This is a genomic window from Aequorivita flava, assembly GCF_038742595.1.
GTDB classification, from domain to species: domain Bacteria; phylum Bacteroidota; class Bacteroidia; order Flavobacteriales; family Flavobacteriaceae; genus Aequorivita; species Aequorivita marisscotiae.
The window spans coordinates 43,184-57,389 of the sequence record NZ_JBANCF010000013.1 but is presented as its reverse complement, the minus strand read 5'-3'; the positions used below and the strand labels follow the sequence as shown (position 1 = coordinate 57,389).

At 36.4% G+C, this 14,206-nt stretch carries 11 protein-coding genes; 3 read left to right on the top strand and 8 right to left on the bottom strand.

All coding sequences use genetic code 11. The features are described from left to right. Window positions 1–33: 33 nt before the first annotated feature. On the bottom strand, window positions 34–2,031 hold the full coding sequence (gene uvrB, locus VZD24_RS13230; RefSeq protein ID WP_342687896.1) for an excinuclease ABC subunit UvrB: 1,998 nt from the start codon (window positions 2,029–2,031) through the stop codon (window positions 34–36). A 305-nt stretch (window positions 2,032–2,336) separates the two neighbouring features. Between uvrB and VZD24_RS13225 the strand changes: the two genes are divergently transcribed. Both VZD24_RS13225 and VZD24_RS13220 read left to right on the top strand, forming a co-directional pair. After that, a complete protein-coding gene (locus VZD24_RS13225; RefSeq protein ID WP_279447344.1) occupies window positions 2,337–3,725 on the top strand; it encodes an Ig-like domain-containing protein in 1,389 nt (462 codons plus the stop codon). Between the two features lie 19 nt (window positions 3,726–3,744). Next, complete coding sequence (locus VZD24_RS13220; protein ID WP_342687895.1) at window positions 3,745–5,355, top strand: T9SS type A sorting domain-containing protein; 1,611 nt, start codon at window positions 3,745–3,747, stop codon at window positions 5,353–5,355. A gap of 96 nt (window positions 5,356–5,451) precedes the next feature. Here VZD24_RS13220 and VZD24_RS13215 read toward each other — a convergent pair whose 3' ends face one another. From VZD24_RS13215 to VZD24_RS13185, 7 genes are all read right to left on the bottom strand, one after another. Beyond that, the gene (locus VZD24_RS13215) at window positions 5,452–5,826 is read right to left on the bottom strand and encodes a GreA/GreB family elongation factor (protein ID WP_342687894.1); all 375 of its coding nucleotides are present in this window, start codon (window positions 5,824–5,826) and stop codon (window positions 5,452–5,454) included. A gap of 597 nt (window positions 5,827–6,423) precedes the next feature. Continuing rightward, the gene (locus tag VZD24_RS13210; protein WP_342687893.1) at window positions 6,424–6,999 is read right to left on the bottom strand and encodes a pentapeptide repeat-containing protein; all 576 of its coding nucleotides are present in this window, start codon (window positions 6,997–6,999) and stop codon (window positions 6,424–6,426) included. Beyond that, window positions 6,989–7,696, bottom strand: a complete 708-nt coding sequence (locus VZD24_RS13205) for a SanA/YdcF family protein (RefSeq protein ID WP_342687891.1) — start codon at window positions 7,694–7,696, stop codon at window positions 6,989–6,991. Before VZD24_RS13205 ends, VZD24_RS13210 begins: the two co-directional genes overlap by 11 nt. A 207-nt stretch (window positions 7,697–7,903) precedes the next feature. Further along, window positions 7,904–8,632: a phosphatase PAP2 family protein gene (locus tag VZD24_RS13200; protein ID WP_279447339.1), complete on the bottom strand. Its 729-nt coding sequence runs from the start codon at window positions 8,630–8,632 to the stop codon at window positions 7,904–7,906. 294 nt (window positions 8,633–8,926) lie between these two features. Next, window positions 8,927–10,177 (bottom strand): PepSY-associated TM helix domain-containing protein, encoded by a 1,251-nt coding sequence (locus VZD24_RS13195; RefSeq protein WP_342687890.1) that lies wholly within the window; start codon window positions 10,175–10,177, stop codon window positions 8,927–8,929. A gap of 45 nt (window positions 10,178–10,222) precedes the next feature. Further along, complete coding sequence (locus VZD24_RS13190; protein WP_342687888.1) at window positions 10,223–12,583, bottom strand: TonB-dependent receptor; 2,361 nt, start codon at window positions 12,581–12,583, stop codon at window positions 10,223–10,225. 129 nt (window positions 12,584–12,712) lie between these two features. Further along, window positions 12,713–13,384 carry an RNA polymerase sigma factor gene (locus tag VZD24_RS13185; protein WP_279447336.1) on the bottom strand — a complete coding sequence of 224 codons (672 nt, stop codon included), beginning with the start codon at window positions 13,382–13,384 and terminating at the stop codon, window positions 12,713–12,715. 141 nt (window positions 13,385–13,525) lie between these two features. On the opposite strand from VZD24_RS13185, the gene folE reads away from it, so the two are divergent. Beyond that, window positions 13,526–14,170, top strand: a complete 645-nt coding sequence (gene folE, locus VZD24_RS13180) for a GTP cyclohydrolase I FolE (protein WP_342687887.1) — start codon at window positions 13,526–13,528, stop codon at window positions 14,168–14,170. The last annotated feature ends 36 nt before the right edge of the window (window positions 14,171–14,206 follow it).

Genomic DNA, 14,206 nt, shown 5'->3' with positions numbered 1-14,206 from the left:
GCATTGTAAAGTTTGGGTTCTTTAGATATGATTTTAAAGTGTTTCCAATTGTTTTTGATATGTTTTTATTTTATCCCGAAGTTTTGCGGCCATCATAAAATCAAGCCCTTTAGCAGCATTTTCCATCGCTTTGCGGGTATCGCGTATTTTTTTCTCAATCTGTGCTTGCGTAAGGTATTCTACTTCAGATTCTGCAGCTAGCGTTTCGGCAGTTTCAAAGGTGTAGGCAGCTTGTTTGGCTTTTGTCAGGGAGTTTTCAAAAGATTTTTTAATCGCCGTTGGTGTAATTCCGTGTTCTTTATTATAGGCAATCTGTTTTTCTCTTCGGTATTGGGTGCCATCAATTGTAGCCTGCATGCTCGCGGTAATTTTATCGGCGTACATAATTGCTTTTCCGTTTAAATTCCGCGCTGCACGGCCTACTGTTTGGGTTAACGAACGGTTGCTTCTTAAAAATCCTTCTTTATCGGCATCCAGAATTGCAACCAATGAAACCTCGGGTAAATCCAATCCTTCGCGCAATAAATTCACCCCGACCAAAACATCAAATAATCCGAGCCGGAGATCCTGCATAATTTCCACACGTTCTAGCGTATCTACGTCACTGTGAATATAACGCGTTCTAATTTGCACTCTTTCTAAATACTTTGTCAATTCTTCCGCCATTCTCTTGGTTAAGGTAGTAACCAAAATACGTTCGTCTTTTTCAATTCGAAGCTGTATTTCTTCCAATAAATCGTCAATTTGATTTAAACTTGGGCGCACTTCAATCGGAGGATCCAGCAATCCTGTTGGTCTTATTATTTGTTCTACGTACACTCCGCCGCTTTTTTCCAATTCGTAATCTGCGGGGGTGGCACTTACGTAGATGACTTGGTTTTGCAAGGCTTCAAATTCTTCAAATTTTAGCGGTCGGTTATCCATTGCTGCGGGCAATCGGAACCCGTAATCTACCAAGTTTTCCTTTCGCGAACGGTCACCGCCGTACATAGCGCTAACCTGTGGAATGGATACGTGGCTTTCATCAACAACCATTAAATAATCGTTCGGAAAATAATCCAATAAGCAAAACGGACGCGTACCCGGCAAGCGTTGATCCAGATAGCGCGAATAGTTTTCAATACCGCTACAGTAGCCTAGTTCACGAATCATTTCGAGATCAAAATTGGTACGTTCTTCAAGACGTTTTGCCTCCAGATGCTTTCCTATTTCTTTAAAATATTCTATCTGTAAAACCAAGTCATCTTGAATATTGCGTATCGCCCCTTGCAGCACATCGGGGGAGGTTACAAACATATTTGCCGGATAAATATTGAGTCGGTCGTATTTAGCCTTTATATTATTATTAAGTGGATCAAACACTTCAATTTCTTCTATTTCATCTCCAAAAAAATGAATTCTGAAAGCGTCGTCTGCATACCCTGGATACACATCTACCGTGTCGCCTTTTATGCGAAAACGACCGTGATTAAACTCTGCTTCTGTCCGTGAATAGAGGCTCTGAACCAACCGATGTAATAATTTGGTTCGCGAAATAGTTTGTCCCTTTTCTAACTTAATTACGTTTTTTTGAAATTCAACAGGGTTTCCGATACCGTATAGGCAGGAAACAGAAGAAACCACAATAACATCCCTCCTACCCGAAAGCAAGGAAGAAGTTGTACTAAGACGCATTTTTTCAATTTCCTCGTTAATTGAAAGATCCTTTTCAATATAAGTACCACTACTCGGAATAAAAGCTTCAGGTTGATAGTAATCGTAATACGACACAAAATACTCCACCGCATTTTCGGGAAATAGATTTTTAAACTCTGTATACAATTGTGCCGCCAGCGTCTTATTGTGAGCTAAAACCAAGGTAGGCTTTTGCACCTCCTGCACCACATTGGCCACAGTAAAAGTTTTTCCAGAGCCGGTAACCCCCAGAAGGGTTTGATATTGTTCGCCTGAAACAAGGCCGTCCACCAAGGATTTTATAGCCGTGGGTTGATCGCCCGTAGGCTTAAATTCTGAGGCAATTTTAAAGTTCATATTTTCTTTTTCAATAGGTTACAAAAGTACGAAAAATAGCGGTGAGCGGTATGCATTATAAACCGTGCTATAAACGTAAACGCAAATCAATGGCTCTTTATCAAAATTGTTGCCAAAGGCATAAACAATTTTACAACGTTTGCTGGCGTAATACCCGATATTTCCAAATTACACATAAGATGACTTAGTTTGCGTTTTCTTTAATTTCTCAAAATATTAACAATTGTATCCATAAATCATAAAATTTTCTTAAGTTTATTTTTTTTTACAATTATCTATTACTAATAATTTACCCCAAACCGTTTATGAAATTTGATGTCTTTCGAATTAGTATATTCCTTTTTTTACTCGTGATTTTTAATGCCTGTAAGGATGATGAAAATTCAGATTACATTCCTTTAAATATTACTGCCAACGCAGATATTGGGGAAGTTTTTCAAAATTCTTCAGTAACGATTGCCATGTTAAACAACGACAGCAATATTCCAAAGGATGGTGAAATTTCACTTACTGCACCTCAAAGTGGACTAGTAATAATCAACAACAATGGCACCCCCGCAACAATTTTGGACGACACCCTGCAATACACCCCCGACGAAACTTTTGAAGGTGAGGTTTCTTTTGAATATACAGTTTGCGATCCTACCGGTCAGAGTTGCGCCACAGCCACAGTTACCATACAGGTTTTGCCGTTTTCGCCAGTAAACTTTGATATTAGTACGGTTCCTTTTGATAAACTTTCTGATTATAATTTTTTTGAAGGAAACTTAGCCGAATTATCTCCTGTTTATGGTGTTTTGCCTTATGAACCAATAAATGCTTTGTTTTCAGATTACGCTCATAAAAAACGTTTTGTTTGGATGCCCTATAATGTACAGGCTACTTATGTTAGCGATGGCGATGTTTTAGATTTTCCAACGGGTAGTGCGTTGATAAAAACCTTCTATTACGAAAATGTTTTACCCGATAATACCACAAAAAATATAGAAACCCGAGTATTAATTAAAAAGGATGACGGTTGGATTTTTGCAAATTATATTTGGGATGAGGCTCAAGAGGAAGCTTTCCTCAACACCACCGGCTATGGTTTTAATGTGCCGGTAGAGTGGGTAGAAAACGGAGAAACCAAGTGGGTTAATTACCGAATACCTTCAGATTTGGAATGTTTTATTTGCCATAAATTCAACGATATAATTTTTCCTATTGGTCCAAAACCCCAAAATTTAAATGCTATTTATGAATATGCAGACGGGATTGAAAATCAACTTGAAAAATGGAAGGAAATAGGATACCTTTCAAATACCAATCTGCCCACTACAATTGAAACCGTACCGAGTTGGAAGGATATCTCCCAAAGTTTGGAAACCCGAGTGCGCTCGTATTTTGATATGAATTGTGCCCACTGCCATATTGTTGGAGGACATTGCGGAGCACGGTCGTTGCGATTGGCGTTTAGAGAAAGTCACGATCACGACAACTTAGGTGTATGTACAGATCCGGATCTTCAAGTTCCGGGATACGACGGTGCAAAACTTATAACCCCGGGCGATGCTAGTAACTCAATATTGTATTTTAGGGTAGCAACTACCTTAGAGGAATATGCCATGCCCATGATTGGGCGTTCGCTGGCGGATGAAGCATTTCTGCCAGTGTTAGAAGAATGGATAAACTCACTCACAGAACCTTGCGACTAACCATTAAATATTATTTTAGATGAAAAAAATTATTATGCTATTATTATTCTTCGCTTTAACCGGAGCCGTAAATGCACAGGTATCATTTACTGCTGTTCCAATTTCAACCACGGGTGCTGAACGAGCCGCCGTTGATATGAATGGCGATTTTCTAGACGATTTGGTTTCGGTGACTGCTACCAATATTCAAATTCACTATCAGCAAACAGACGGTAGTTTTATAGAAACAAATATAGCTACTCCCCCTGTTGCCAACACCCCTTCGTGGAGTCTTGCTGCCGCAGATTTTGACAAGAACGGATTTGCCGATTTACTTTACGGTGGTGCAAATGGCGTTACATTTATGAAGGCTAAGAATAACGGGACCTCCTATGAAGAAATATCGTTTCCGGAATATGTTTTCTCGCAGCGTTCTAATTTTGTTGATATTAATAACGACGGGCATTTAGACGCATTTGTTTGTCACGACGTGGCGCCGAGTGTTTACTATATTAACAACGGTGACGGAACGTTCACCTTTCACCAAGGAGATATTGGTGATTATCCCACGGGAGGAAATTACGGTTCTGTTTGGATAGATTATGACAACGATGGCGATATGGATGTGTTTATTGCAAAATGCAACGTAAATGGAGATGTAAATGAAAGAAGTGAAAATCAAATTTATCAAAACGATGGTGCTGGCAACTTTATTGAAGTGGGTGATGCTACTGGATTAAAAGACGAGATGCAAACTTGGTCTGCTACGTGGGCCGATTTTGACAACGACGGCTTTTTAGATGTTTTCGTAGGAAGTAGCGACAGTAATTTTACCCATAAATTAAATAGAAATAATGGCGACGGTACGTTTACCGATATTTCTGCTACTACAGGAATACATGCTTTAACGATTACAGGAATTGAAAACTGCAGTTACGATTTTAATAACGATGGGTATGTAGATATCGCTTCCAATGGAAATATACTTTTAAACAATGGCGATCTAACCTTTACGTTAGTCCCGTTAGCGCTTCCAAATAACAACGGATCCTTTGGCGATTTAAACAACGACGGATTTATCGACTCGTTTACGGGTGGCAACGTTTACTACAACAACGCTAACGCAAACCATTGGATAACCATAAACACTATAGGAGTAGAGAGCAATATAAATGGTATCGGCGCCCGTATAACAATTTCATCGGATATGGGGACGCAAATTCGAGAAGTGCGAAGTGGTGAAGGTTTTAAATATATGAGCACCCTGAATACCCATTTTGGTTTGGGAACAAATACAACCATTAGCAATATAACCATTTCATGGCCATCGGGAATTGTGGATATTCTAGAAGATGTTGCAGTAGATCAGGTGCTTTCTGTGGTGGAAGGATCTACAGTTTTAGGTTTAAACGAAAACTTGGCGAACCCTCTTATTCTATATCCCAATCCAACCCAAGATATTTTAAACCTCGGTGATTTAAACCATTTTACAAATCCAGCATTTACGATTTATGATGTTCAAGGGAAAAAAGTAATGGCTGCCAAAGTAGATTTAAATACTATTGACGTTTCAAATTTGGCAACGGGAAAGTATATTTTAAAAATTTACGACAACAACCATTCAAAATCACAGCGGTTTATTAGAAAGTAAAGGCTAATGAAGTTGTGTATTTTTAGCCGCGTGGCCAAGTAAGCAATTAAAAAAGGGCCTTTGCATTTTTACAGCAAAGGCCCTTTTTCTTGAAGGCTAAATGTTTTCAACCTTTAAAATTTCGAGTTTTCTTTCTCCATCTTTAAATGGCCAATTAATTACATCGCCTACCTTTCTACCCAATGTAGCAACGGCAACATCGCATAAAATAGACGTTTTCCCTTTTTTATTATTTGCTTTATTAGATGATACAAACGTATATTCCCTTTCTTTGTTTACCGTATGATCTTTAATTTTTACACGTCGGTTAACTGTAACAATATCATTTGGCAGGTCTCGTCTATAAACCTGTTCGGCGTCTTTTAATTCTAGAACCAATAGTTCTTCTTCTTGTTTGGTTACTTTATTTCGTCGAACATGATCTTTAATCATGTCGTATATTCCGGTTGTTAAAATTACATTTTTTGACATAGTATATTTTTTTAAATTCTCTTCTCCATACTGCGTAGTTGTGACTCAATCATTCAAAATAGCGCACAATATATTGAGCTGCTTTTTGTAAATGGTACAGTAGTGTTAAGAAGAAAACAGATTAAATTTTAAGAATAATAATGAGTAGCCCTGTTCTGAGTCGAAACAGGGATTAATCAATAAACTCTTTGGAATTTTTTAAAAAAATATCGTCGTGCAGATAAGATAATGACAGCGCTAACCCCGAAGGATGTTTTTTGGTATTTAAAAAGCAAATTGCTGCCATATGCATTAAAATTAGTTAGTTACAAAGATAATCATTCTATTTAGTCTTTACAATTTTAAAGCTACAAAGCGTATTAAATCTTAGCGATTTATTTGAATTTACAAGTACGCAATATTCAGTTTCTGATAATCGAGGAAACAAAGCGATAGATGCCGAAATGAAATCAAACTATATTTATGGTTTTATACGGCCGCGGGTACTTAAGTTCTTAAAAATGGAAATCAGTTTCACTATAAAACCTCAGTGTTTTAGAAAGAAGTAGGTTTTTAAGGGCAATTAAAATTTTTCTGTAAAAAGTAGTTTCGAAAAAATCAGTTTTCAATTTTAAGCAGATATTTATCCAAAAGCCCTACAACATCTGGCATCGAAAATTTTGCTCCTTTTATTCGGTTTTGTTCGGGATCTATGGAATAATTAGTCGCGTTTCGGAAATCTGCCAACTCCAGAATTGTATTTTGAAAAGTTGCATCTTGCAAGTTACAGCCAATGAGTTTCGATTTTTTTAAATCTGCTTCACTAAAATCTACCCCTTTCAATTGCGAATTTACAAAGGCGCTTCTGTTCAATTTCATTTTAAAGAAAATTGAATGATCTAATTGGCAGCTATGAAAAGTTGCGGCGAAACCAAATTGACTGCATGCTTCAAATTGCAAACCGAGCATTTTGCAATTTGCAAACTTTACATCCTGAAAAGAAGCGTTTGCCAAATTAGCATTGCTGAAATTGCACTGAATAAACTCACATTCCGAAAACTTGATTTCGGAGAGCAAACTGTTTGAAAAATTACAATTGTTAAAAGTACAATATTCATATTCGGCAATTTCCAATCGTTTTTCGGCATAATTAATATTTGCGTACGTCTGTTCGTCTATATACTTAAAGTTCATTTTCAGCTTGCTTTATTTCAAGACTATCTACTTCTAGTATTGTATCTACTTTTTTTACTCTTTTAATTTCAATGGATTCTCCGTAAAATTTAGGTTCAACGTGAAATATTATATCTAAAAAAGCCTTCGTTCGCGCAAAGTATTCACGCAATTTTACCTTGATGCCATTAGTACCATCAACATCCCGGGCATTAAACCCAATGGCGTTGATTCCTTTTTTTTCGGCAATATAAATAGCTCTTTCATTGTGAAACTGTTGCGAAATAATGGTAATGTTTACTTGCCCAAAAATTGCATTGGCGCGCACTACAGAGTCTAAAGTTCGGAAACCTGCATAATCTAAAAAAATTATCTCTTCGGGGATTCCCCGTTTAATTAATTCCTTTTTAAAGGTTATAGGTTCATTATAGTTTAGCGTTCTATTATCGCCACTCACCAAAATAAAATCAATTTTGTTGTTGTTATACAATGCCACAGCGGCATCAATTCTATATTGAAAATATAGGTTTATCCCACCTTCTTTGTAGTATTTGGCTGTACCCAATAATAGCCCAACTCTATTTTTTTGTATAGTTGAAACATTCGAAAATGTTTTGTTTTCGGTTGTTTTCGCAATGGTATAATTTGAAATGAAGATTAACAGCAGCATTCCAAAAACGCCTAAGCCTAATAATTGTAATATTCGTTTTTTGATCATTGTAATGCTATCTCAAAAATCTATTGACGCTGTGGTTAAGCCTTGCTAGAATAGCTATGACTAAAATAATATAAGCCCTCCCCTCTTGCAGTACAAAGCTAAGGAACCCTTACTATCTGAACGTGTATTTTAGACAAAATATTGAAGGTTTTAGTAGGCACGGGAATCCTACGGGGAGGGTTTAATTTTTAGAGACGTATTTACAGATTACACTTTTGGATCTCTTCTAAATACTTCGGCGAGATTAAAAAGCAAAATACAGAAAAACACCCAAATTAACCCTGCAATATATCCACCGGCAACGTCGGAGGGAAAATGGACGCCGAGATAAATTCGGCTAAGGCCTATGCTTAAAATCATGGTTATCAATACGGCGATAATAAGGTATTTAAGCCATCTATTTATTTTAAATCTGGAGAATAAATAAATTAAAAAACCATAAAAGGCCATGGCGCTCATAGCGTGCCCACTGGGGTAGCTCAAGGTTTCTACAACCACCAAATGTTCACCACCTGGGCGTGCTCGATCTACCAAGCGCTTTAACATTACATTAGAGATTGAAGCCAACAGTAAAACAAAAACAGTTTGAAGAATATACTTCCAGTTTTTAAAGTATAAAACGGAGGCTATAATTGCAAGTATAAGCATTATAATATAGCCGTATAAATCACCTATATTCGTTATAAAAACAAAGTACTTAGTTAGTGTATCTGAACGAAATGAAATTACAAATTCTGCAATTTGTTGATCAAAAAGATCTAATTCCTCTTCCTTTAATGTTTCGGTTAATTCAATAAAAATACTCGTTCCAGCAATTACTAAAATTAACGCTGCCAACACTATAAGAATATACGGAAGCTTTGGATTATCTTTCCTAAAGGTGTGTCTTAGGAAAGCTCCCAGTTTCACAATAAATTCAAAAAGGGTTTGCCTCATATTATTTTGAAAAACCCTAAAGATAATGGCATTCTTAATTGTAGCCTTAGTTTTTATGTGAAAAATTATAGAAAATATTGTCTGAAATATATTTCATAAGCCGCAATTGTCCTTTAAACTTCTAAATTACTTATAATTGACAATGTTTAATTTTTGCAGTATAAATAATATAGCATCATAAAATTTTTAGAAATAATAATTTTAGTCATTTAGCTTTAAGCTTTCACACATCGTATTTAATACCGATTACCACGACCAAAGTTTAAGTATATTTATGAATGCACCCAAAAGAAATCAAGAATTTTTAGCTTGTTTTTTACTTAATGGCAATCTGCTAAGTAAGGCAATTAGCAATACGCTCAATCCAAATAAAGGGAGTATAAGCCCTAAAATTACAATACTTAAGAAAATATATTTCCCAGGGTGGAAATTGGAAGGCACATTAGGAACCTGTAGCTTTCCCTTCGGTTTTCGCAATAGATATGAAATGATAGCCGCAAGACTCATAATAAACAACAGGGAAGCGGTACAAGCAATAAGTAGAAAGTTCCAAGCTCCTAGTTGACCTTGATGGAAGGCCATTAACCACATTCTACCTCGCATTAAAAATCCCACATCCGACCATTTATGGAGGGCTAGCACCCTGCCAGAATACTGATCAAAATGGATAACTTTTTGGGCGTTTAGATTCTTGTAATATGTATTTGAAACACTAAATATTCCATCTTTACCTTTGGGAAAACGCAAACTCACTGTTCCTAGTAGCGGGTATTTTTTTGCAACTAGAATCATTTCATCAAGCGACATTGCATTTTTAGTAGGCCACGATTGCAGTCCTTGTCCGTCCCAAGTAGCAGGATAACCCGTGTTCGTGATTTTTTGGAGCTTTTTAAAATTATTTCCGAAAACTTCCGTCCAAGGTAATCCTCCAGCCAGAATCATTACGAGTAAGATTGAAATCCAAAAACCTGAAATTGCATGAATATCCCTGAAAATCGTACGCCTCCCTCGCTTTATTCTCGGAATAAAAAAACCAAATACACTCCATTTCTTAACTGGCCACCAAATGTAAATTCCCGTTAGCAGCATTACGAATAACCAGCAGCCAACAAGCTCGATAATTCTGCCACCCCAAACACCCAGAAACAACGATCCGTGCATTTTACGAACTTCCCCCATTGGGCTTTCATTTTCGAAAAATTCACCAGTGATGGCTCCATTGTATGGATTAACAAATAGATGAGACACATTTGCGAATTTTCCTGAAATAAATTCAGTTGCTTCATCTGTTTTACTAGAAATAATTACGGAATGTGGTTTAACACTACTATTTCTTCCGGCAATTTCCCATTGCTCCTGAAAAGTGAGGCGCTCATTTTTTACATCTAAGTTCCGATAATCACTAATCTGTGGGCTTTCATAGGTATTCTTGAAAAGATATATAAATCCGGTAACTGATAGTATCAAGACAAATGGGAGAATAATTACTCCTGAAATAAAATGCCATTTCATCAACCATTGGTGTAATTTAAGGTTCTTTTTCATAAAAAATTTCAAGGTGGTTAAACCTCATTTTTATTAAGCCCAACGTTAAAAATGATATTTAATACCAAAGTGAAAGGCACGCGGACTACCTACTGTAAATGTGTTCTCCTTCCGAAATACATTATAGCTTGAGCGGACTGCATAAAGAGTGTCAAAAACATTTAATAAATGCCCCCATAGCTCAATTTTTTTAGTTCTGAACAAGGCAGTCAAATTAAAAACGTGATGACCGGGATAGGTTGCAGTGGTCGGTAAATTTTGATTTGTAATTGCCTGTCCTTCAAAACTGGTATTGTAGCCACCAACAACTTCGTATTCCAGCCCAATTGATAATCCTTTAAAGTATGTTGGGGTGTAATTCAGGCGAGATTGACCTAAGATTTTTGGTGCAGCGGCCATGTCAGTGTGCGAATAGTTTACGCCACGATCAAAAAAATCAATGTAGCGATGGGAGGCGAAACTACCATTATGTGCTATAGAAAACTGAGGGAGAAATTGATATTTAAAACCGTATTCAATTCCCATCGATTGGGTTGACCCTATATTAGCGTTAAAAAAATTGTCGCTGTCATCCCGTAAACTAACCAATGTATTCTCACCATTTAAAAGGTATAACGACAAATCAAATTTAAACTTAACGCTTGGTTGATAATATCCTCCAACTTCAAAATTGTGGTATGTACTCGGTTTAAGTTTAAAAACATTACCTCCCGTTTCCACAAAATTATTGCGGTAAAGATCTGATGCTTGGGGTGGTGTAAATCCGTTTGAGTAGCTGGCGTATGTGCCAAAGGCATTAGAGATATTATAGTTTACACCAAATTTCGGGGAAAAATGATTGTATGTTGAATAGGTGTCCTTTGCTCCAGCGCTGCTTTCAATTAGATTGTTGTAATTGTATTCAAACTTATCGTAACGTAAAGCTGTAGTTATTTTTAAAGCGTTTACTGGGGAGATTTCGTATTGCAAATAACCCGCAAAATTGTTAATATCAGCGGTATAATTCAATATAAACTTGTCTGGGTTTAATTGATAATCTAAGTTCTGTCCAGTTTCTGTGTCCACAATTATATCAATTGGGTTAGCAATATATTCCTGCGGGGTAAAATCCAAGGACGCTCCGATAATAAGGGTAGATTCTTTAAAATCGAAATCCAATTTATGCTGTATCAAGCCAACTATGCTCCTAAACCGATCTGAGTTTATTTCACCTATTGCTTCACCAGTTAACTGGCCATCATCTTTAAATTGCGTTATCCGATAGAAGGGTATTTGGCCAAGTACATTATTTCTAAATATAAAGTTGAAGTTTGTTTTATTTTTTGAAGACCATGTTTTAGTGAGCGTACTTCTGAAGCGAAAACTTTTAGCTACTCTTTCGGTAAAAGTCTGATCGCTTTCATAGTTTCCATTTTCATAATCTACAGTACTCAAATCGCCATTGGAATCTGAGCGATAATCGATTAAATCAATAACATTGCTCCAAGATGTTGTCTTACTAACGTGATGGACCGTTTTAAAGGTGAGCGCAAATTTTTCATAATCGCTGTGCGCCATTGGTCCGTTTTTTCTTTCTACATAATGTCCCCCAATATAAAACCCAAAGTCTTCAGTGGTGTATTGAGACATTTCGAGCTCGTAACGTTTAAGGCCCATATCATTGATTTCAAAACCTACACTCGAACGGAAATCCTTAGTTGGGGATTTCGTTATAAAATTAAAACTGCCTCCAATGGCATCGCTGCCATATATACTAGATGAAGGTCCTTTTAAAACTTCTATTTTTTGGAAAGATGTTCCGTTCATTTCCAATAATGCATTGTGGTTAAATACTGCCGTTGGTCTAATGGGAATACCATCTTCCAAATAAAGAAAAAGCGCCTTGGTAGTAATTGGTGAACGAACGGCCATCATATGTTCTTCATTGCTCGCCACGGTAGATGCAGACATAAAGACCCCGGGCACCTGATTAACAAGCTGCTCCAGCTCTACCGCTTTAGTGTTTTCAATAGTAGTTGGACTTAGCACGCTGATAGCAGCTGGAATATCGCGCCTATTTTGCTGCTCGCGGCTTGCAGAAATAACAACTTCATTCAAAAGTTCGGAATCCAATTCAAGGATAATGGTAGTAAATTTTTCTGAAAGAGTTAAGCGTACAGGTTTATATCCTAAATGCGTTATTTTAACAAGGGTTTCAGATTCTAAATTAATTTTAAAATTCCCGTGGAAATCGCTTATAGTTCCTTTAGAAGAGTGTTTTTCCAACATAATTTCCACTCCTGATAATGGCTGTCCATTTTGATCTAAAACAGTTCCAGTATAAGTCTTCTGACTATAGCTAACAATGTTGACAATAAGGAAACCAAAAATAATAACACGTTTTAATTCATCGGAAAATAAACTCATAGCCTTATATGTTTATTAGGTAACTACTATAATTTTATGATGATTTTATTTCGATTTATGCAATACAGAATCCTCGGACTCCATAATATCTTCTTTCATTAAAAGTATGTAGCTATTAACAATGTCCTTTTAATGTTGCGGATTCAGGTTAAAAATATAGTCCATTACATTGGCAACAATCTTATCGCATTTTGAATTGCCAAAATCAAAAACAGTGGTATGATCTGTAAGCGACAATATTGAATCGCGAAGCATGATACGGGCTCGGTGTAAGCGCACCTTAACGTTGCTGTTGGTAAGATCTAAGCTGCTGGAAATTTCTGAAATACCAATGCCTTCCACTTCTTTTAGCATATACACGATTTTGTATTTTTCGGGCAGCGTATCTATCGCTTTTTCCATAAAATGTGACGATTCTTTATACATAGTTTTGCGTTCAGGATCCATAATTGTGCGATCTTCAATCTGTAGCACTCTGTCTTCTTGCTGTATGGCAATAGTTCTAAGTTTTTGCGCTTTACGCTTTCTTTGCAGTGCTTCGTTTATTCCTATTCGGATGAGCCAAGTTGAAAATTTTGCTTCATTTTTAAACTGATACAGTTTCTGAAATGCCTTGATGTAAGTATCTTGCATAGTGTCTTCCGCATCGCTTTCTGTACTTATATAGCTTCTAATGGTTCTATATAGCAATTCGTTGTAACGTCTCATTAAAATTTCAAAAAGTTCAATTTGTCCGTCGAGAATTTTCTCTATTATCAATGCTTCTGTAGGTTCCTTTTGATCTACGTTTTTAAGTTTCATAAGAGGTTGTTTTAATTTAGATGCTAATAGCCCATTTCAGTTACAGTTTTGTAACCTTTTTCATAGGTTTTCATCTAAAAGTTACCAGCACGGGCTAACTTTTAGAATTCACAAAAACCAATAGAACATTATAGTAAAGACATGAAAATCAACGGAGAAAAAAATATCGAAACAGCATTCTTTCCGAACAATAAAATATGTATTGACGTTCAGGATGACAGCAATAAAGAAAAAATGGAATCCATAAAATACCATTTCGGTAAAATAATGGAGGCGTTGGGCTTAGACCTAGATGACCCAAGCTTGCAAAAAACCCCAGAAAGGGTGGCAAAAATGTATGTGAATGATGTTTTTAAAGGATTGGATAAAAACAATTCTCCAAAGGTTTCTTTTTTTGAGAACACCAGCGATTATAAAGAAATGATCTTGGTTGATCATATCACAATTTACTCTTATTGCGAGCATCATTTTGTACCTTTTTTTGGAAAAGCCGCCGTGGCATATATTCCAAAGGACCGGGTAATAGGATTGTCAAAAATTAATAGAATCGTACAATTTGTTGCCAGTAAACCCCAAATACAAGAGCGACTTACTATGGAAATTGGTGAAAAATTTAAAGAGCTTTTGCAAACTGACGATATTGCCATTTATATTGAAGCCAATCACTTATGTGTAGCTTCGCGCGGGGTTAAAGACAACAGTAGTATAACCTCAACCACTTTTTTTGGTGGAAAATTCGCGAAGAATAAAATGAAAAATAGGTTTTTGAATTCGATTCAAAAATAGTTTCTACAATTGTTTGTAACGAAAAAAATTGAAGTC